The organism is Methyloglobulus sp. (assembly GCF_964779595.1).
The window spans coordinates 1-20,750 of the sequence record NZ_CBAROL010000028.1 but is presented as its reverse complement, the minus strand read 5'-3'; the positions used below and the strand labels follow the sequence as shown (position 1 = coordinate 20,750).

Sequence of the window (20,750 nt, the reverse complement as noted above, 5' to 3'; positions counted from 1 at the left end):
GTTATCAGATGAACCAAGCCGATACCCACTTGAAAACACAAGCAATACTCGAAATTGTAGAGCAAGAAGCAGGAAACTCTTGCATCCGCTTGTCTGGTGATTGGACGTTAAGCAACTTGGCGATAGAATCTGCGCTACAAAAGCACATCAAACAAGCCGCTGGTGATAGTAAGCTGCATTGGGATTTGCGTTCGGTAAATATACTGGACAGTGCTACCGCTTTATTGCTTTGGCAGGCATGGGGGCAATCTGTGCCTGTTGGACTAGAAATAAAGCCAGAACATCAGCGTCTGCTCGACAAATGGCAGTCCCAGGAAGTCCCTGCTCTTGATTCTCCTATCTTTTCTGTCGAACAAACAGCCGCTTACCTGTCACAAAGAATATGGGAAGCATTTGAACAACTATTGAATTTCATCGCTATCTTAGGTCAACTGGTTCTGGACAGCGTTAATTTACTGCGCCATCCGAGCGATATTCCCTGGTCGGAAATTTCCATCACCATTTATGATGCGGGGGTTCGGGCTTTAGGCATCACCGCGCTAGTCGGTTTTTTGATTGGTATCGTATTAAGTTATCTTTCCGCACTACAATTAAAACTGTTCGGAGCCGAAATTTATATTATTGATATTCTGGGCTTAAGTGTTATTCGTGAATTGGGGCCGTTGCTGGCTGCTATTCTGGTCGCAGGTCGTTCTGGTTCGGCGATGACGGCACAAATCGGCATTATGCGAGTTACTGAAGAATTGGACGCGCTATCGGCGATGGGCATTTCGCATTCCTTGCGGCTGGTTTTGCCAAAAGTGATCGCATTGACGGTATCTTTGCCATTGTTGAGTGTGTGGACTAGCGTAGCGGCATTGATCGGCGGCATGTTTTCGGCGCAGAATACTTTGGATATTAGCTATCAGCAATTTCTTTTAAAATTGCCAGATGCCGTGCCCTTGCTTAATGTATTTATCGGACTGGGCAAAAGTGCCGTATTCGGACTGATGATTGCCTTGATTGCTTGCCATTTCGGTTTTCGTATCAAGCCCAACACCGAAAGCCTGGGCAATGAGACGACAAATTCCGTGGTTGCGGCAATTACCGTGGTCATTATGGTAGATGCAGTTTTTGCTATTTTATTTATGGATGTGGGAATGCCGTGAGCGAGCCTTATGCAATACGACTGGAACATATCTGGACAAGTTTTGGGGACAAAGTTGTCCACAAAGACATTAACCTTGCCCTGCCCAAAGGGGAAATACTTGGCTTGGTGGGGGCTTCTGGCTGCGGTAAGACTGTATTATTACGGGAAATCATTGGTTTGCAAATCCCCAACAAAGGCGAGATATTTGTGATGGGGGAGTCATTGAAGACCATTTCAAGCAGCCACGGAAAGCGATTACGTAATCATTGCGGCGTGTTGTTCCAAAAAGGCGCATTATTCAGCGTGCTTAACGTTTTCGAGAATATTGCTTTTCCTTTGCGCGAACTGGGTGTCGAAGATGAGGAATTCATCAAGCGACTGGTATTTATGAATCTTGAAAACGTCGGCTTATCAGCTAAAGATGCGTGGCTTAAACCCGCAGATTTGTCGGGAGGTATGACCAAGCGCGTTGCCCTTGCCCGTACGCTGATTCTGGAACCAAGCCTGCTGTTGCTTGATGAGCCGACCTCAGGGCTTGATCCAATCTCCAGCCAGGATTTTGTTGATTTGTTGTCTGGGCTACATCAAGATCTTAAGTTTACGGTAATTTTAGTGACGCATGATCTGGATATATTACAGGACTTATGTACCCAGATCGCGGTACTGGCAGACCAGCAGTTAGTGGCTTTTGGTTCCCTGGCTAGTGTACTGGCTTGCCAACATCCGTTCGTTCAACGCTATTTTCATAATCAACGCGCCCAGCGCGTGTTCGGCTATCAAGCCCAAACCCAATCACAGACTCAACAAGGACAGCTAAATGGGTAGAAATAATCGCGCCTTGCTTACCGGCTTGTTTTTGGTCGTCCTGTTAACTGCAACCACAGGAGTCATTTATTGGCTGGGTAATCTGGAGCGGGAGCGGGATGTCTATACTATTTCAACCCAAGCTTCGGTCTCTGGGCTTAATCCTGAATCAACCGTGTTTTTTCGCGGTATTGCCGTAGGTAAGGTGCTGAATATCCGCTTTGATCCTGAAAATGCGGGAATTATTCTGGTCGGTATTGAAATCGATAAAAATATCGTCCTCACTAAAGGCGTGTATGCCACTCTGCATCTAAAAGGCGTGACCGGACTAACCCAACTGGAACTGGGAGATGCTGGAGAGATAACCGAAAAACTGCCGCCGGGCAATAACATTGCCAACCGTATTCCCTTAATGCAATCTGTTACCGACAGGCTGCTTAACTCTGGCGATGAATTGTTAAAAAAAGCCGACCACCTCATGATTCGCTTAAGCAGTTTATTGAATGAAGAAAATGAAAAGAATATCGTCGGTATACTCGCCAACCTGAAAACCTTGAGCGACAAATTGGCTGACCTGCAAAAAAGTGTTGAAAAAGCACTGGTAGGCATTCCCTCATTAACTACTGATGCACGAAAAACGCTTACCCATATTGATACCTTGGCTGGTGATTTACAAAATTTGAGCAAAGAGGCAAGAAATTTAAGTAAAAAAGTCAGTGTAGTTGCCGATACAGGTAGCGTTGCTGGCAACCAGTTAGTACAAACCACCTTGCCCAAGGTCAACCGATTACTGGCTGATCTCCAAGCGACGACAGAGCAGGTAAAAAAAGTGGCTAATATCTTAGAACACAACCCGCAATCGGTATTGCTAGGGCCAGAACAGCAAGAACCAGGGCCCGGTGAACCGGGCTTTGAGGAGCCAAAATGAAAACATTAATAACTGTCATGTTAATTCTAATTGCGAGCGGTTGTAGTATCTTTCCCCACCCTCGGCCATCGGCTGTGCATGATTTTGGTTACTCTATTTCGAATGCACCTTCCGAAATCAATACTTCAACCCAACAATCGCCGATTACCGTGGAAGCACCCAAATGGCTATCCGATAACCACATTCGCTATCGGCTGCTGTATTCAACGCCAACACAGGTAAGATTTTATTCACTGGATCGCTGGATAGCACCACCGCCAGAACTGTTTGAGCAACTGCTTAATGCCAGCGGTAAGCAGTGGCATAATCCCGTAACCATTCAGCTACAGGTTTTTGAACAACAATTTGATACGCTCGATAAGGCAAAAGTAGTCATGCACTTTACGGCTATCATCACTGCTGGTGATAAGGCTAAGGTCAACAAGCGAGATTTCCATTTGCAACTCCCCTGCCCTACGCCTGATGCCAAAGGTGCTGTTAGCGGTTTTACTCAGTTAACGAAACAAGCTGTTGATAAGATTCAGGCTTGGGTAGCGACGCAAAATCTTGCGTCTCCTCTTTAAATTCATGCCGGAATGACATTCTTGGATAATCGTCATTTATTCAGATAGTATTTATCAATCAAAATCAGTAGAATACGCCACCATGATTTTATTGGTGGTTAGAAGGATTTAATGAAAATACTCATTCTTGGGGCTGGAGTGACTGGCTCTGCCGTAGCCGCTGCCTTAGCCAGTGAAGAAAACGACATTATGGTCGTGGACTTTAAGCCGCTACTCCTGGATGCTTTGAAAGAGCGATTTGATATTGCCACCGTAGCGGGTAATGCCGCCCACCCCACCGTGCTAGAACAGGCGGGTATCCATGATACGGATATAGTGATAGCGGTTACGGACAGCGACGAGACTAATATGTTAGCCTGTCTCATCATCAACGCCTTGTACACCCGCCCCAAAACCATAGCCCGAGTACGGGCGATTGATTATCTCAAACACCCGCAGTTATTTGGCCCCCAGGGCATTCCTATCGACCATGTGATTAGTCCTGAGCAGATCGTGATGGAATCCATCCGTAATTTGATCGACTTTCCTGGCGTGTTACATATTTCCGATTTTGCGGGTGGGCTGGTGCGGTTATTTTCCGTAAAAGTCACCGAGCATGGATTTTTAACCGAGAAAAAAATCAAAACCCTGAGTGATCGTTTAGCCAATAAAAAGATTCGTGTGGTTGCCATTTTCCGTAAAGGTAAACCCTTGTTGGTTAATGGTCAGGCTATTATAGAAGCGGTGGACGAGGTCTTTATCGTAGCGCCTCGTGATGAAGTGCGTCGGGTTCTGAAAGAACTCAACAAACTGGAAGCTCCGCTTAAGCGCATCATTATTGCCGGCGGTGGACATATCGGTAAGCGACTTGGTCTCGCACTTGAAAACGACCACCAAGTTAAAATCATTGAGAAAGACCCAAGACGGGCAAAGAAAATATCCAATGAGCTGCTTAAATGTGTCATCTTGAAAGGTGATTGCGCTGATGAAACGCTGCTGCTGGACGAATCCATCGATAGCACCGACCTGTTTTGCGCCATTACTGAGAACGATGGTGTAAACATTATCTCTGCCGCACTCGCAAAAAGCCTGGGAGCGCGCAAAACTATCTGCTTGCTCAACCATATTTCCTACAGCAAATTGCTGCCCGGCACAGGTATTGATGTCGCTGTATTGCCCAACCAAGAAACTTTGGGCAGTATCTTGAAGCATGTCCGCAAAGGTGATGTCGCGCAAGTCAGCTCTTTATGTGGTGGCACTGCCGAAGCGATTGAGGCGGTCGCTCATGATAATGGCTCGTTTTCGGTCGTGGGTAAGCGCGTGGATACGATACATTTTCCGCCAGGCATTGTCCTCGGCGCATTGATTAGAGATAAGCAAGTCATCGAGATTCATCATGATACGGTGTTTGAAGAAAATGACCATGTGGTGATGTTTGCTATGGACAAAAAACTTGTTTCCACCATCGAGAAAAACTTCCAACCGCTGGGAAAATGATTTCGACACTTAATTTTAAGAACAAATGAGCAATTATGCAGACAAGCTGCAATCTAGTTTTGCTTTATTTTTTAAACGCTTCCCTTGATAAAATACACGGGGGCTAACGGTGTCTAGTCCGCTGTCACCCTGTAAATACGCCTGACTTGCATTATGACTTCCTTCCTAACCATCCTTCATATCTTCAGCGTAGTCATTATGGGCTACGGTGGCTTAATGTCGACCTGTTTGATGACTTCATTGATTTTCGATGACGGTGCCGCCACGGTTTTTTCCCAAAGCACATTCACTACTCTTTTGACCGGATGCTTATTATTTTTGTTGACCCGACGATCTCCCAAGAAGGTATCGAAACGGGCAGGGTTTGTGCTGGTAACACTGTGCTGGTCACTAGCATCGGTATTTTGTACTTTTCCGCTGCTACTATTTTTACCTGAACTGAGTTTTGTCGATGCTTATTTCGAGGTTATTTCCGGACTAACCACCACTGGTGCAACGGTACTCAGCGGTTTAGATCACTTGCCGATGTCCATCAATTTGTGGCGGCATGAATTGACGTGGTTTGGTGGCATAGGGATCATTGTTTTTGCTGTCGCCATTTTGCCTATTTTAGGCATTGGCGGTATGCAATTGCTTAAGTCAGAATCGCCAGGCGCAGTTAAAGAATCCGATTTACCACCACGCATTGCACAGACAGCAAAAGCCTTATGGTCAGCCTATGTAATCATTACCATTGTTTGTATCATCTGTTTACGCTTGGCTGGGATGAATTGGTTTGATGCAGTATGCCACGCGTTTGCAGCAATGAGTTTAGGCGGGTTTTCTACTCATGATGCCAGCGTTGGCTTCTTTGATTCCGTGTCCATCGAAATTGTGCTGACAACTTTTCAGCTACTGGCCGCGATGAATTTTGCCACACATTATTTAGCCCTTAAAAAGCACTCATTGAAGCCCTATACCAAAGATATAGAAGTACGAGGCGTGCTTTTTGTAGTGCTGGGTAGTTGTGTCATGTGTGCATTGGTATTGTGGCATCGCGGAACATATCCCGACTTTTTGACTGCATTGCGCCATGCCACATTTAATCTAGTCACTGTTGCAACCACATGTGGCTTTATGAGCCAGGACTTTAATCTTTGGCCTATTTTCGTACCGATGTGGATGCTGTTCTTGAGTTGTATTTCTGCTTCTTCTGGTTCTACGGGCGGAGGTATCCGCATGATAAGGACAATTATTTTAATGAAGCAGACACAGCTCGAGATGTTTAAATTCATTCACCCTTATGCCGTTAAGTCTATAAAAGTTGGGGATAACGCAATAAGTAACGATATTGTCACATCTGTAACTGGCTTCATTTTTCTGTATTTTATGTGCGTAATTGTTCTGGTATTTACGCTACTTCTAAGCGGCTTGGATTTCATTACGGCATTATCTGCAATAATTGCCACATTTAATAATATGGGGCCTGGGCTTAACCTAGTTGGCCCTGCAAGTAATTTTAGCGTTTTAAGTGATTTTCAAACTAACGTTTGCTCATTTGCGATGCTTTTGGGACGCGTACAGATTTTTTCCATCATCATCTTATTTGTGCCAGAGTTTTGGCGAAAATAAGCCCAGTAAAATCAAGCCGCATGACCATGACCATCAATCTGCGGCCAGGCAGTTAGTACAGCTTTAACAACAGTCGCAAGAGGAATCGCCAAAAATACGCCCCAAAAACCCCACAAGCCACCGAAGAACAAAATAGCAATAATAATGGCGATAGCATGTAAGTTGACGGCTTCCGAAAACAACACTGGAACCAGCACTACACCGTCCAAAGCTTGAATAATTGAGTAAGCAATAACGATATACATAAAGTGATCGTCGCTAAATCCCCATTGAAAATAGGCGACTAGCAATACTGGAAAGGTCACCAGCGTTGCACCAACGTAAGGGATAATCACCGATAAACCCATCAAAACCGACAGCAACATGGCGTAATTTAGCCCCATCGTTTCATAAGTTACAAAGCTTACTACCCACAGTATGAAAACTTCGGCAAACTTGCCGCGCACGTAATTGCTGATTTGCACTTCGATTTCTTCCCAAACCCGTACGCTTAAATGCCGATCTACGGGTAGGTATTGCAAGATCCAACCCGTCAAAATATTCTTATCTTTCAGGAAGAAGAACACCATCATCGGCACCAAAAATAAATACACCAGCGCACTGACCAAACCCACCACGGATGCTGCGGAAACAGTCAGTACATTCTGCCCGTAAACCAGCAACTCCTTTTGGATGGTGAACATGATTTCTTGGATTTTGCTTTCGTTAATAAACTGCGGATACATCTCCGGCAAACGCATTATCTGTGTTTGCACCCTGCTGATAAACGCAGGAATATGTTGAACTAATTCGACCGCTTGCTGGGTAATAATTGGCATCAAATAAAACAGCATGAAAACCAAACCCGCCATAAAAGCCGAAAATACCAGTGCTACCGCGATAAACCGAGGTGAACCCATACCTTCCAGCCGCTCAACCACGCCTTCCAAGAAATAAGCCAACACCACCGACACATACACTGGCTTTAGCAAATCGGACAGGAAATAGATGAGAACGAAGCTGACCAACAAGATACTTGCCAGCGCATACGCCTGGGAATTGGGCAAAAAACGGTTAAACCGTTCTTTCAAAAACCGTTTGTTAACAAAGTAAGGGTTGCTATCCATTGATGACGAGTTGTCGCTATGTGTATTGGTTGGCATTTTACCTCTATCTGGCTTTTTTAGGTTAAAGCATGTTTACTTTATGATTTAACAATGTTAAGTTAACAACGTTAATGTTTCTTTGTAGTAGCTTAAACCTGAGTTTTTGAAGGTCTTGTCGGCTTCATTGCTTTGAATCACTTGTATTTCGGAGTGACAAACCTAGGTTTGTCACTCCGCCCTAAAATCAAATTACAGATATAACCCGCTACCACTTATTTTTTATAATGCCGCCAAAAACCAAATCACCGGAAGACCGTGAAAAATTACGTACCCGTATTCTGGATGCAGCACGATATTTGTTTGTAGAGCGCGGCATCGAAGCCGTTTCTATGCGCGAGATAGCCAAACAAATCAATTACTCCGCCACCACTTTGTACCATCACTTCGCGGATAAAGAAGCCTTGTTGCAAGCGGTCTGTGACGAAGATTTTTTGGCGTTGGCAAGTGGTATGCGCGAAATCATGCAGATGCCAGACTTAATCGCCCGTATCCAAGCACTGAGTAGTGGCTATGCACAGTTTGCACTGCAACATCCTAATCATTATCGGCTGATGTTTATGACACCACGTACGCCCTGCAATCTGGATATTACTCAAATTCAGCAGGGCAACACCGAACAAGATGCTTACGCGCAGTTGAAATTGGTGGTGCAAGAAGCCTTCGATGCCGCTTTATTTCGAGCCGAGTTAACCGATGCTGAATTGATTGCCCAAACTTTGTGGGCAGGTATCCACGGTGCTTGCTCCCTTGAAATTGCACTTGGGCATGAAACCTGGATCAATTGGACAAACATCGAAGCACGGATAAAGTTGATACAGATCGCCATGTTACGTGGTTTGTTGCGGCAACCTGAAAGGCTTAGCTATATTAGGTTAAGGGCTGAATGAGGGCAGTAGAGGAGTGCAAAGCAAGCTTTGCCTGTGCCGAACAAGGGCAAAGCTTGCTTTGCACTCCAGAATAGGGCCTAACTTAACTATAACTTTATAAAGCATTCAACCTTATGAACATCAAACATCTTGGCTTCGTGTTATTACCGCTACTTAGTGCCTGCGAAAAACCCACAGAACAGCCCCCTCCCCCACGCCCCGCTTTAATCTTGGTCGTAGGAGCAAAAGCGGCGGTAACTGCTATGACCTTAGTGGGCGAAGTCCGTCCTCGCTTTGAGTCCAGCCAAGGCTTTAGGATCAATGGCAAAATCATTGAACGTAAGGTAGATGTAGGTGATCGAGTCAACAAAGGTCAAGTGCTTGCCCGTTTAGATGCCGCAGATACCAATCTAAGTGCAGCAGCGGCGCAGGCTGATGTGCGTTCGGCTGAAGCCAGTCGTAATTTGGCGGCAGCAGAAGTAGCACGTTATCGGCAATTGATTAGTAAACATTTCGTGTCTGCTTCCGCATTGGATATTAAGGAAGCTGAACTCAAATCCGCCACTGCTCGTCTAGCTCAAATAACCGCGCAAGCAAACGTATCCGGCAATCAAATGCAATACACCAACCTAACCGCAGACCGAGCTGGCGTAATCACGATGATCCAAGCCGAGCCAGGACAGGTAGTGGAAGCTGGCGACAAGATAGTGCAAATTGCCGATACCCAAACCATTGAAGTCCTGCTTGCTGTGCCGGAATCACGTATCTCCGAAGTGCAATTGAATGCCAAAGTTGTGCTAAAACTGTGGGCAGACCAGCAAACAATCTATTCCGGCATGGTTCGCGAGATTTCCCCGTCGGCAGATCCCGCTACCCGTGCGTTTAATGTGCGCGTTGCAATTCAAGATGCTGATGACGCCGTAAAGCTCGGCATGACAGCAAGAGTAAAATTCAATCCGCAGATTGCACAAGAAAGCGCTGGCTTTCTCATCCCCAGCAGCGCACTCACTGAAAACAATGGCAAAAAAACAGTCTGGGTGATTGATGCCAACAATAAGGCACAGTCGCGTACGGTAGAAACAGGTCAATTCGGTGAAGATGGTGTCTTGATTAGTAGCGGCTTGCAAACGGGTGAAAAAATTGCCATTGCAGGGGTGCATACCTTGATTAAAGACCAAGTAGTAAAACCCGTGCTTGAGCATGAGGCTATGCCATGAATGATCCGCAAGATAATACGCAAGATTCAGCAGATAAATTAGCACTAACCTCACGCTTTAATCTTTCCGATTGGGCGTTAAAACACCAAACCTTGGTCTTGTATTTGATGTTAGTCATCACCATTGCCGGCTTGGTTGCCTATACCAAACTGGGTCAATCCGAAGACCCACCTTTTACTTTTAAGGTGATGCTAGTGCATACCTCTTGGCCCGGTGCAAGCGCACAGGAAGTCGAGCAACAAGTCACCGACAAGCTGGAAAAGAAAATTCAAGAAGTCCCGCATCTTGATTTCACCCGAAGTTTTTCACGTCCAGGCGAGTCCATGATATTTATCATCATCAAAGATGATACTTTTTCCGAAGACATCCCTAACCTTTGGTATGAAGTCCGCAAAAAAGTCGGCGACATTCGCCACACCCTGCCACAAAGCATTGAAAGCCTTACGTTTAATGATGAATTTAGCGATGTCTACGGCAGCATGTATGCTTTGACGGGTGATGGTTTTGATTATGCGGCACTCAAAAAGCAAGCAGAAATGATTCGGTCAGAACTGCTCAAAATACCCGATGTCGCCAAAGTCGATTTTTTCGGCGAACAAAAACAGCGGCTGTTTATCGAGATTTCCAATGCCAAGCTCGTGACAATAGGCATCAGCACGTCTGAGCTTATCTCAACTTTACAAGCGCAAAATGCCGTGGTGCGTGGCGGCAGCTTTGATTCGGCAGACGAGCGCATCCGCATTGCCGTTACAGGTCGCTACAATAAACTGGACGATTTACGCGAACTGCGCTTACGCGCCAATAACCAGGATTTTCGTTTAGGTGATGTCACACGCATTTATCGCGGCTATGAAGACCCGCCACATGACCGCGTACGTTTTCAAGGTAAAGACAGCTTGCTACTGTGCGTGAGCATGAAAGATGGCGGTGATGTGATTGCGCTGGGTCATGATCTCGATAAGGCTATCGCCAACATTCAGCAACAATTGTTGGTCGGTTTAGAATTTAATACCGTCACATCACAACCAAAAATAGTGGCGAATTCCGTTAATGATTTCGTTAAATCCTTGCTGGAAGCTTTAGTCATCGTGCTGGGAGTCAGCCTACTTTCGTTAGGTTGGCGTAGTGGTATCGTCGTCGCCATTACCATTCCTGTCGTATTGGCAAGCACATTTTTAGTCATGTATCTCAATAACATAGGACTGCATAAGATTTCGCTGGGCGCATTAATCCTAGCCTTGGGCTTATTGGTAGATGATGCCATTATCGCCGTGGAAATGATGTCGTCCAAAATGGAGCAGGGCTGGGACAGAGCCAAAGCCGCATCTTATGCTTACACCTCAACAGCCATGCCAATGCTTACGGGTACGTTAGTCACTGTAGCTGGCTTTTTGCCGATTGCCACCGCTGCATCGGCTACTGGCGAATATACCCGATCTATATTTCAGGTGTCCGCCATTGCCTTAGTGATTTCCTGGTTTGCGGCGGTCATTTTTGTACCGTACTTGGGGTTTCACTTATTGCCCGATTACGCCCATGCACCGCAACCATCCAAATTCAGGCTATGGCTTAAAAATAGGCTGGGCTTGGTCGAGGCTGAAACAACCGACAATCACCATCATGATATTTATAACACCCCGTTTTATAAAACCTTTCGCGCAGTTGTCACGGCTTGTGTGCGATACCGAAAAACCGTTATTGCCATCACCTTAGCGTTGTTCGTCTTGTCGATTATTGGTTTTGGTAAGGTGCAACAACAATTTTTTCCTGATTCTACGCGTCTGGAATTGATCGTCGATTTACGCATGACCGAAGGCGCTTCCTACACGGCGACCGATGCACAGGCCAAAAAACTGGAGCAATGGCTGCATGACTGGAACAAAAAAAACACGGGGATTGAAAATTTTGTTGCGTATATCGGCTCAGGCGCCCCCCGCTTTTATTTACCCCTGGATGTGCAATTACCGCATCGCGGTTTTGGGCAATTTGTCATCTTGAGCAAAACCTTAACTGCGCGTGAAGCTTTACGTAAAGATCTGCTTGCCTTGTTTGAAAGCGATTTCCCTGCATTACGTGCATCCGTATTGCGCTTGGAGAACGGTCCGCCCGTGGGCTTTCCCGTGCAATTTAGGGTATCAGGGGCAGACATCCCGCAAATCCGCGCCATTGCAAACCAAGTTGACGGAATAATGCGTTCCAATAGCCATCTATTGAATGTGCAATTCGATTGGGAAGAACCCAGCAAAGTCGTTAAAGTCACTATAGATCAAGCCAAGGCAAGGTTGCTGGGGATTAGTTCAGTCGATATTGCCAACATCCTCAATGGCGCATTGCACGAGCTTTACATCACCGAGTTCAGGGAAGGCATAGAGCGCATCGACTTAGTTGCACGCGCTCCAGAACTTGAACGCACTCGCCTGTCGCATTTGCCTGATTTGATGATTAACACCAAAACAGGCGTAGGTGTACCATTGTCACAAATCGCAACAATTAGTTCCGAGTTTGAAGACGGCGTTATCTGGCGACGTAACCGTATGCCGTCGATTATCATCCGCGCCCATTTACAGGGCGATTTGCAAGCCCCGGTGGTATCGCAACAAATTGAAGACAAACTAACCGAAATCAAAGCCGCATTACCGCTCGGCGTAAACATAGAAACCGGCGGCGCGGTGGAAGAGTCTGCCAAAGGTGGCGCATCAGTAGCGGCAGGCTTTCCACTGTTTTTAATCGCCGTATTAACAATACTAATGGTACAACTCCAAAGTTTTTCGCGGGTATTTTTAGTGTTATTGACTGCACCGTTAGGTTTAATCGGCGTGACCGTCGCATTATTGCTGTTTGATAAGCCATTTGGTTTTGTCGCCATGCTCGGCACCATTGCGCTATCAGGCATGATAATGCGAAATTCCGTGATCTTAGTCGATCAAATCGACCAAGATAGATCTTCTGGACTTGAACCCTGGCAAGCAGTCGTCGAGTCAACCATACGCCGCTTTAGACCGATTGTATTGACCGCTGCGGCGGCTATTTTAGCGATGATACCGCTGACGCGCAGTGTATTTTTTGGCCCAATGGCGGTTGCTATTATGGGCGGTCTGGCGGTTGCCACGTTGTTGACCGTGCTGTTTTTACCAGCGTTGTATGCAGCATGGTTTAAGGTGGATGCACCCAAAATGGCTTAAAAACAAGCTATATAGTAAACTATACCCGTTGATAATCTAATTAAAACCCATGACAGCCACCGATAACGTACACCCAGAAGAAATCCACAAATTCGGCTCAATGGCGGAACGTTGGTGGGATGAACAAGGTGAATTCAAAACCTTGCACGACATCAATCCGCTACGATTGGAATTTATCCAGCGCTATGCTGCGCTTGAGGGACAACGGTATGTTGATGTCGGTTGCGGCGGTGGGATTTTAACTGAGGCACTGGCAAGGCACGGTGCTGATGCGACGGGTATTGATCTCAGTGAAGACTTAATTGATGTCGCTGACTTGCACGGGCTTGAATCAGGCATCAGCGTACATTATCAAAAAATCAGCGCAGAAGAACTGGCAAGCCAGCAACCCGAAAGTTTCGATCATGTCACCTGTATGGAAATGCTGGAACATGTTCCCAACCCAGGTTCCATCATCAATGCCTGCGCGACGTTAGTAAAGCCGGAAGGGATGGTGTTTTTCTCCACCCTTAACCGTAAGCCCAAAGCCTACGTGCTGGCGATTGTTGCTGCTGAACATCTGCTTAAAATGTTGCCCAAAGGCACCCACGATTACAAGACTTTCATCAAGCCGTCGGAGCTATGTCAATCTGCCCGCACTTGTGGGCTTGCCTTGCAAGGCATGGTAGGGATTGAGTACAACCCATTCACCAAGCAGTTTAGCCTAAGCAAAGATATTGATGTCAATTACATCGCCGCTTTTAAACGTGAAGATTAGTAAAGCTCTCAAACTTTCAATAATCCACACCTTATTCCGCCTCCTGTTTAATATTGAAAACGAACTGTTATGCCGTTAACTAATCACGTCATTTTGATTACTGGTGCAGGTGGCGGATTGGGAAGCACCGCAGCTTTAGCCTTAGCCAAGCAAGGTGCAACGATTATCTTATTGGATAAAAGCATTCCCAAGCTGGAAAAAGTTTATGATGCAATCAAAGCAGCAAATGCACCAGAACCTATCCTATATCCCTTCGATTTGGCAGGTGCCAATGAAGATGAATACCAGGAATTAGCCGATAAAATCGAGGGAAAATACGGTTCTTTGCAAGGTTTATTGCATTCTGCCGTGGAGTTCAGCAGCTACACTCCGTTAGCTTCACAAAGCACTAAAGATTGGGGGCATACCTTAAACGTCAACTTGAATGCCCCGTTTTTGTTAAGCCGTGTGTTGTTGCCCGTACTGCAAAAAAGCCAGATGGCAGCCATCGTATTCACTTCGGATTCTTCTGCACGTACTGCTGCGGCTTATTCAGGTGCTTATGGCGTATCTAAATTTGCGTTAGAAGGATTGGCACTTATCCTTGCCGAAGAAATGGAATCATCCCATAAGATTCGGGTCAATATTTTTGTTCCTGGTCCTGTTGATTCACCCTTACGGAAACGGGCTTATCCAGCGGAAGATAAGGCTAAATTGCCCACGATGGAATCTTTGTCTGCCGCTTATTTGTATTTGTTTGGCTCTCAAAGTAGTGGCGTGAACGGCCAGACAATTGATGCCAGAACCTTTCATTTATAACGAGTATTATGTCCGAAAGAGAAGATGTTGTTTTAACCCGTGATGTCAATGTCATCACCGTACCAGATGGCAATACCACCACCCTTAGCAAAGGTGAAATAGTGACCATACATCAGGCATTGGGCAATAGCTATACCGTCGTTACTGAACACGGCAGCATGGTACGTATTGCCAATGTCGATGCTGATGCCTTGGGTAAAGAGCATCACCAACTGCATACCTTGGTCACGGAAACCGATGCCGAAGCGGTGGAAAACAACTGCTGGGAAGTGATGAAAACCGTGTATGACCCTGAAATTCCAGTCAATATCGTCGATCTTGGGCTGGTATATTACTGTAATGTCAAACCATCAGAAACAAAGCCTGACCTGAATGATGTCCACGTCATCATGACACTGACCGCACCAGGTTGTGGTATGGGGCCAGTTATACAAGGTGATGTCGAAAAATGTATCCGCGCATTGCCAGGTGTAGGCAATGTGAATATTGAGGTGGTGCTAGATCCGCCTTGGTCGCGGGAGATGATGTCAGAAGTTGCCCAGTTGCAGCTTGGGCTTTATTAAATCCTGGATAATTCCAGCCCTAATTACGTTGAATAAAAAGGGCTGGATGTAACGAATTGATTTAAGCGTTTAGATTAAACTCTTAATGTCTTCTAGTTGCTTCATAGCCTTATCTAAGTGCTCCTCAATCCCTTTCATATCGTTTTTCTTAGCCATAGTCCTGGCTTTTTTAATGACTTCGTTGGTGCGTGAGCGTTCTCTGTCAACAACATCATTCGCATTCACGTCTTTGCCATAATCCATGCATTGTTTGATGAATTTGTAGACTTCTTCACCTGGTTTTCCTTCAGCGGCCGCAAGTTTAGCCTTCTTTAGCTCGCCAATCATCAAATCGATAGCATCCGCTGGCGCGTAAGAAACACGACCGGCATCGGATTCTGCCATAGCGACTGATGAAAAAGCCCCCATAGCCAAAGCAATCAGGGAAGAAAGTACGATTGTTTTTAAGTTTTTCATATTGGACTAATCCTCATTATGTAATGTATAGCGTTGTTTCGGTCAATTCTTAAAATTTACCGCGCGGGATTTTATCATATTTTGAAAATTTTACTTAATCTCTGCAAAAAATTTAGCAAAGAAATTTCAAGCCTCAAATTCAAATAATTAGCAGCGATCCAATGCTAATCCTTACCAAAAAGCATACAACGCCATAAAACTAAACCTAATTATTCATGCACAACCTAAAAAAACCTATATCCAACAAATATTTGATATGATGATATTTGCCAGCAATGCTGTTACTTTAATGATGATTCAATCTATTTAGTTACTGAGAAATACCATGCACAACAATAATAATAACTCCGTGGTTGTTAAATTTAAGCCGCAGAAACCCGCTCTCCAGTTAGGGCTGCTTGCACTGCTCTCTCTGTCAATTTTTAAAATTCCAAACATTCTGCTTGCCGTCAATAATGATTGGGGCAATGGTTTTCAACATCCCCTTCACGGATGGGATCACCTGCTAACCATGATCGCCGTAGGCATTTGGGCGGCGCAGCTACGTGGTGTGGCGATCTGGATGTTGCCGCTCACATTTGTCAGCGTAATGAGCCTTGGTGGTCTTGCCGGAGCAGCCAGCTTTGCTATACCCAGCGTGGAAATTATAATCTTGCTTTCCGGCTTGGTATTTAGTGTGTTCATCGTTCGCAAAGTCCGGTTTACGACTCGGATGAATGTCTTGATCGTCGCTTTTTTCGCCTTCTTTCATGGCTATGTGCATGGACAGGAAATATCAGCCTCAGCGAGTTTGATTTCTTACACGCTGGGTTTTGTTATCGCTACCTTGCTGTTACACGGTGCTGGGATTGCGGCTGCACGTTTGATGACCTTGTCTTTTGCCTTTTTTGTAGGCGGCAATGCTTATGCCCAAGAACCTGAAGTGACTACAACCGAATCAGCAGAAACCACCGTAGCCACTGAAAGCAACACCAGCAGTAAAGATTCAGTCGAACTTGAGGAAATGACCATTACCGAACGGGCAGATTCCCAAGTAGGTATCGCAGACAGCGCCTCGCAAGGTAACGTCGGACAAGCCCAGCTTAAATTTCGACCGATAACCCGACCGAGCGAAGTGCTAGAAACAGTACCAGGGCTAATCGCTACTCAACATAGCGGCGAAGGCAAAGCCAGCCAGTATTTTTTGCGCGGCTTTAACCTAGATCATGGCACTGACTTCCTCACCCAAGTTGATGGCGTACCCGTCAACCAATTGTCGCATTCGCATGGTCAGGGTTGGACAGACACTAATTTCCTTATCCCAGAATTGATCGAAACCCTGGATTATAAAAAAGGCAGCAACTACGCCGAAAATGGCGATTTTTCTAGCACTGGTTCTGCAAATATTCATTACTACAAAGAGCTGCCGCAAAATATTGCTAAATTTACTGGCGGCATGTTTGATTATTACCGTGGCATGGTTGCGGGTTCTCATAAACTGGGTGACGGCAATATTTTATATGGCGCTGAAAGCGTTTATAACAACGGTCCGTGGACAGTCGGCAATGATTACCTGAAATTCAACGGCATGTTGCGTTATAGCGAAGAGCATGGTGATCGTGGTTGGAGCATTACCAGTATGGCGACTAAATCCGATTGGTATTCGACTGATCAAATACCATTACAAGCCGTCAACCAGGGCAAACTTGATCGGTTTGGCACTATTGATCCTACCGATGGCGGCGATAGCCAACGTTATAGCTTAACGGGTGAATGGCATCGTCAGGATGCAGCAAGCGAAACCAAGTTGATGGCTTACGGAGTATATTCCAAGCTGCATTTGTTTTCTAACTTTACCTATTTTCTCGACAACCCTCCAGGATTTCCTACTGATCCCAATGGTTGCCGTAACCCCAATCCAGATGGCAATTGCGGTGACCAATTTGGTCAACCTGATGACCGCTGGACAACAGGTTTTAAAGGTAGCCATACCCTTTTCCATAAACTTGGCGATGCCGATTCAGAAACCACATTTGGTTTGCAAATACGAAACGATAACATTCAAAATGCACTGACCAAGACTAAGGCACAAGTTGAATATGGCGTTACCCGTCAAGACAATATCTGGGTAACGTCTATCAGCCCTTATGCAGAAAACAAAACCCGTTGGAATGACTGGTTTCGGACTAATGTGGGCGTACGCTTTGATAGCTTCCGTTTTGATGTCAGCAACAGCAATATCCCCCAAAATAACGGTGAACGCTATGATGGACTGGTCAGCCCAAAACTCGGTTTAATTTTTGGTCCTTGGGCAGATACTGAGTTTTATCTCAACGGTGGTCTTGGTTATCATAGTAATGATGCCCGTGGTATTAACACCCGCATCGACCCTGCCACCAACACCTCAGTAGAACGCGCTGATCCGCTGGTTCGTACTTATAGTGCGGAAGTGGGCATACGTTCAACATGGGTTAAAGGTTTACAAAGTACCCTATCGATTTGGTGGCTGGATATTGATTCAGAATTGCTGTTTGTCGGCGATGCCGGAACGACAGAAGCCAGCCGCCCAAGTCGTCGCTACGGCCTTGAATTTAACAACTATTACTCGCCTACCGACTGGTTAACCTTCGATGCAGATTTAAGTTTTTCCCACTCTCGCTTTCGCAATAATGTCATTGGAGAAGGAAATCACATACCGAATTCAGTAGAAACAGTTATTGCAGCAGGAGCAACTTTCCACGATGTCTATGGTGGTTTTTTCGGTGGCCCCAGAATGCGTTTCTTCGGCCCCCGCACCTTGATTGAAGATAACAGCAAGCGGTCAGAGTCAACATTGTTGGTGTCCGCCATGCTGGGTTATGAAGTTAACAAGAACCTGAGCTTTCAGGCCGAAGTATTCAATATTTTGAATCGTGAAGATGATGGCATTACTTATTACTATCAATCCAAACCTTTCATTAATGAACAGGCAAATAATGGAGATTTCCACTTCCATCCGGTTGAGCCAGTTAGCTTTCGTTTAGGCTTTACGGCGAAATTTTAGGTTTTTCTTGAAGTTATACGGGTGTCTACAATAGATGCCCGTATATAAGGATTTCTAAAGTTACTTTGTTCTCATTAATCCGCAATGCCTTTCCTGATTAGCAAGATACCTTTTGAATCTTTCAACAGCCGCCTTACTTGAGCCTTGAGCCTTGAGCCTTGAGCCTTGAGCCTTGAGCCTGAAATATTTTGCTTTACCCTCCATCAACAGTAAACTATCCCCCACCCAACATAAATTACTCAGAGATACGTTCATGCCACGCAGGGTTCTTATTATTTGCCATTTTCTTTTGATATGCTCCATTGCACTACCTAGCCGTGCCGATCAAGCAACCTTAAAACCCTTTGTCCCAGGCAGTTATCAACAACTACTGGATAGCAATGCCAATAAGCCTTTTATGCTGGTGATCTGGTCGATTACCTGTTCATCCTGCCTTAAAGATATGGCCTTATTGAACAAGTTGCACAAGGCCAACCCGAACATCAATATGATTATGCTGGCAACTGACGATGTAACGGCGACTGATGATATTCAGAAAATACTGGCGAAAAACGAACTAACCGGACTTGAAAACTGGCTGTTTGCCGACGAAAACCCACAAAAACTGCGTTACGAGATTGATCCAAAATGGTATGGGGAAATGCCACGCACTTATTTCCTCAACAAAAAGCATGAGCGGGAAGGTATCAGCGGGGTTTTGTCTCAAAAAGATTATGAAACTTACTTCAAGAAAACCCTCAATTGAACCACTATGCCCTCAGCAGTTTTTACACTTATGGGTTGGGGCAGAGACTGTGAAAGAATTAAATATTGGGGGTACAAACCTAGCTTTACGCCCACACCACATTGTTAACATCAAAGTCGTGTAAAAATATAACTATGATTTTCTGCACATTTTTACAATACTTTCACAGTCTCAGTAGCGTAACCCAACTTTTTCAACGAATTGCTGGGTTACGTTGCACTAACTCAGCCTACTTTGACTTCCTTCGGATATCCTTCCAAAAAACAACGTCTTTTCCCGCTTTATTGATGTATCTCGCTTCCTTAGCTCTCATTGGTTGCTCCTCTGAGCCACTTTTAAGCACTGCTGAACCCAAAAAAGTAACAGCCGAATCAACAACAATAACATCTTATTCAACATCAACCTTCGGGCTATACGACATTTCCACGTTTGATGTTTACGTGGACGATGACATTATCCATGTTATTGCAGGCGGCAAAGTTTCCGCCAAAGATAAGCAAATCAAGCTAAATTACACACGTTCTGAGGATGGTGGTCAAAATTGGTTAACGCCAGTAGCCCTAAGCAATCTTCCTGCAAGCATAAACAGCCGTGGCAATGATGTTCAGCTTGCCGCCAAAGGTAATCACCTGCTTGCCGTCTGGCAAACCAAGGGCGAACTGCCCAGCATGGGTTCTATGGCAAGTGCTTATTCCGAAGATAACGGCAAAACCTGGCAGCAAGGCGCTAATCCGGCGATTAACAATGAGGGCGACCAATCTCACATCGACCTGATTGCCGACCAGCATGGAGTGTTTCATGCTGTTTGGTTGGAAGATCCCGAAGAAAATGGCTACCAAAGCCTGCGTTACTCCCGATCCGTTGATTGGGGCAAGCATTGGGGACTAGCAACAACGTTAGATGATTCAACTTGCTCTTGTTGCTGGAATACACTTGCTTTGTCACCAGAAGGGGATCTGAACATACTCTACCGTGATATGAAACCCCGCGATATGGCTCTGCTGCAATCTTACGATGACGGCAAAACTTGGCGACATATTAGTACGGTAGGTGAGTTTGATTGGAAGTTTGATGGCTGCCCTCATGTGGGCGGTGCTTTGGCATACACGGGATCCAACAATACAAGGCAACTACATGGCTTAGTGTGGACAGGTGCGGAGGAGAAATCGGGCTTATATCACTTGATCTCCAAAAATAACGGCACAAACTGGTCAATCCCGAAAAAGATCGGTAACACGGCTATTCATGGCGATATTGCTGCGTTTGATGGAAACCTTGTCGCTTTGTGGGATGAAATGGAACCTGATGGAGCCAGCATTTTTTACGCAAAATCCGAGGATGACGGATTAACTTGGTCACCCGCAACACGATTAACCACTGCAAACAATGCCGCAACTCACCCCAGATTAGTTGTTACAAAACACGGACTGTTAGCCTTATGGACAGAAAAGCCCAGCAAACAAGCTGGAAAATTGGCATTGCAATTCA

At 45.5% G+C, this 20,750-nt stretch carries 17 protein-coding genes; 15 read left to right on the top strand and 2 right to left on the bottom strand.

From position 1 onward, the window contains the following. Positions 1 to 29: 29 nt before the first annotated feature. From AC1YY3_RS09870 to AC1YY3_RS09845, 6 genes are all read left to right on the top strand, one after another. Entirely contained in the window at positions 30 to 1,148 is a 1,119-nt protein-coding gene (locus AC1YY3_RS09870; protein ID WP_481824158.1) for an ABC transporter permease, read from the top strand. Then, positions 1,145 to 1,954 (top strand): ABC transporter ATP-binding protein, encoded by an 810-nt coding sequence (locus AC1YY3_RS09865; protein ID WP_481824157.1) that lies wholly within the window; start codon positions 1,145 to 1,147, stop codon positions 1,952 to 1,954. Before AC1YY3_RS09870 ends, AC1YY3_RS09865 begins: the two co-directional genes overlap by 4 nt. After that, entirely contained in the window at positions 1,947 to 2,861 is a 915-nt protein-coding gene (locus tag AC1YY3_RS09860; RefSeq protein WP_349025105.1) for an MlaD family protein, read from the top strand. Before AC1YY3_RS09865 ends, AC1YY3_RS09860 begins: the two co-directional genes overlap by 8 nt. Further along, positions 2,858 to 3,424, top strand: coding sequence for an ABC-type transport auxiliary lipoprotein family protein (locus AC1YY3_RS09855; protein ID WP_481824156.1), 567 nt, complete (start codon positions 2,858 to 2,860; stop codon positions 3,422 to 3,424). The genes AC1YY3_RS09860 and AC1YY3_RS09855 overlap by 4 nt, the downstream gene beginning before the upstream one ends. 111 nt (positions 3,425 to 3,535) lie before the next feature. Continuing rightward, positions 3,536 to 4,900 (top strand): Trk system potassium transporter TrkA, encoded by a 1,365-nt coding sequence (gene trkA / locus AC1YY3_RS09850; protein ID WP_481824155.1) that lies wholly within the window; start codon positions 3,536 to 3,538, stop codon positions 4,898 to 4,900. 153 nt (positions 4,901 to 5,053) lie between these two features. Further along, positions 5,054 to 6,511, top strand: coding sequence for a TrkH family potassium uptake protein (locus tag AC1YY3_RS09845; protein WP_481824154.1), 1,458 nt, complete (start codon positions 5,054 to 5,056; stop codon positions 6,509 to 6,511). Positions 6,512 to 6,522: 11 nt separating this feature from the next. Here AC1YY3_RS09845 and AC1YY3_RS09840 read toward each other — a convergent pair whose 3' ends face one another. Further along, the gene (locus tag AC1YY3_RS09840; RefSeq protein ID WP_481824175.1) at positions 6,523 to 7,617 is read right to left on the bottom strand and encodes an AI-2E family transporter; all 1,095 of its coding nucleotides are present in this window, start codon (positions 7,615 to 7,617) and stop codon (positions 6,523 to 6,525) included. A 263-nt stretch (positions 7,618 to 7,880) separates the two neighbouring features. Between AC1YY3_RS09840 and AC1YY3_RS09835 the strand changes: the two genes are divergently transcribed. The 6 genes from AC1YY3_RS09835 to sufT all read left to right on the top strand — a co-directional run bounded on the left by AC1YY3_RS09835 (position 7,881) and on the right by sufT (position 15,039). Then, the gene (locus AC1YY3_RS09835; RefSeq protein WP_481824153.1) at positions 7,881 to 8,543 is read left to right on the top strand and encodes a TetR/AcrR family transcriptional regulator; all 663 of its coding nucleotides are present in this window, start codon (positions 7,881 to 7,883) and stop codon (positions 8,541 to 8,543) included. Between the two features lie 113 nt (positions 8,544 to 8,656). Further along, positions 8,657 to 9,739 (top strand): efflux RND transporter periplasmic adaptor subunit, encoded by a 1,083-nt coding sequence (locus AC1YY3_RS09830; protein WP_481824152.1) that lies wholly within the window; start codon positions 8,657 to 8,659, stop codon positions 9,737 to 9,739. Then, positions 9,736 to 12,921 carry an efflux RND transporter permease subunit gene (locus AC1YY3_RS09825; RefSeq protein ID WP_481824151.1) on the top strand — a complete coding sequence of 1,062 codons (3,186 nt, stop codon included), beginning with the start codon at positions 9,736 to 9,738 and terminating at the stop codon, positions 12,919 to 12,921. Before AC1YY3_RS09830 ends, AC1YY3_RS09825 begins: the two co-directional genes overlap by 4 nt. Before the next feature lie 49 nt (positions 12,922 to 12,970). Continuing rightward, positions 12,971 to 13,678 (top strand): bifunctional 2-polyprenyl-6-hydroxyphenol methylase/3-demethylubiquinol 3-O-methyltransferase UbiG, encoded by a 708-nt coding sequence (ubiG, locus tag AC1YY3_RS09820; protein ID WP_481824150.1) that lies wholly within the window; start codon positions 12,971 to 12,973, stop codon positions 13,676 to 13,678. Between the two features lie 69 nt (positions 13,679 to 13,747). Next, a complete protein-coding gene (locus AC1YY3_RS09815) occupies positions 13,748 to 14,476 on the top strand; it encodes an SDR family NAD(P)-dependent oxidoreductase (protein WP_481824149.1) in 729 nt (242 codons plus the stop codon). A gap of 8 nt (positions 14,477 to 14,484) precedes the next feature. Further along, positions 14,485 to 15,039 carry a putative Fe-S cluster assembly protein SufT gene (sufT, locus tag AC1YY3_RS09810; protein ID WP_481824148.1) on the top strand — a complete coding sequence of 185 codons (555 nt, stop codon included), beginning with the start codon at positions 14,485 to 14,487 and terminating at the stop codon, positions 15,037 to 15,039. A 69-nt stretch (positions 15,040 to 15,108) separates the two neighbouring features. Here the strand turns inward: sufT and AC1YY3_RS09805 are convergent, their stop codons facing one another. Next, on the bottom strand, positions 15,109 to 15,495 hold the full coding sequence (locus AC1YY3_RS09805; protein WP_481824147.1) for a hypothetical protein: 387 nt from the start codon (positions 15,493 to 15,495) through the stop codon (positions 15,109 to 15,111). Between the two features lie 325 nt (positions 15,496 to 15,820). On the opposite strand from AC1YY3_RS09805, the gene AC1YY3_RS09800 reads away from it, so the two are divergent. The 3 genes from AC1YY3_RS09800 to AC1YY3_RS09790 form a co-directional block, all read left to right on the top strand. Next, the gene (locus AC1YY3_RS09800; protein WP_481824146.1) at positions 15,821 to 18,517 is read left to right on the top strand and encodes a TonB-dependent receptor domain-containing protein; all 2,697 of its coding nucleotides are present in this window, start codon (positions 15,821 to 15,823) and stop codon (positions 18,515 to 18,517) included. A 172-nt stretch (positions 18,518 to 18,689) separates the two neighbouring features. Continuing rightward, positions 18,690 to 19,262, top strand: a complete 573-nt coding sequence (locus AC1YY3_RS09795) for a TlpA family protein disulfide reductase (RefSeq protein ID WP_481824145.1) — start codon at positions 18,690 to 18,692, stop codon at positions 19,260 to 19,262. A gap of 287 nt (positions 19,263 to 19,549) precedes the next feature. Continuing rightward, a partial coding sequence (locus AC1YY3_RS09790) for a sialidase family protein (RefSeq protein WP_482194452.1) occupies positions 19,550 to 20,750 on the top strand: 1,201 nt, incomplete at its 3' end.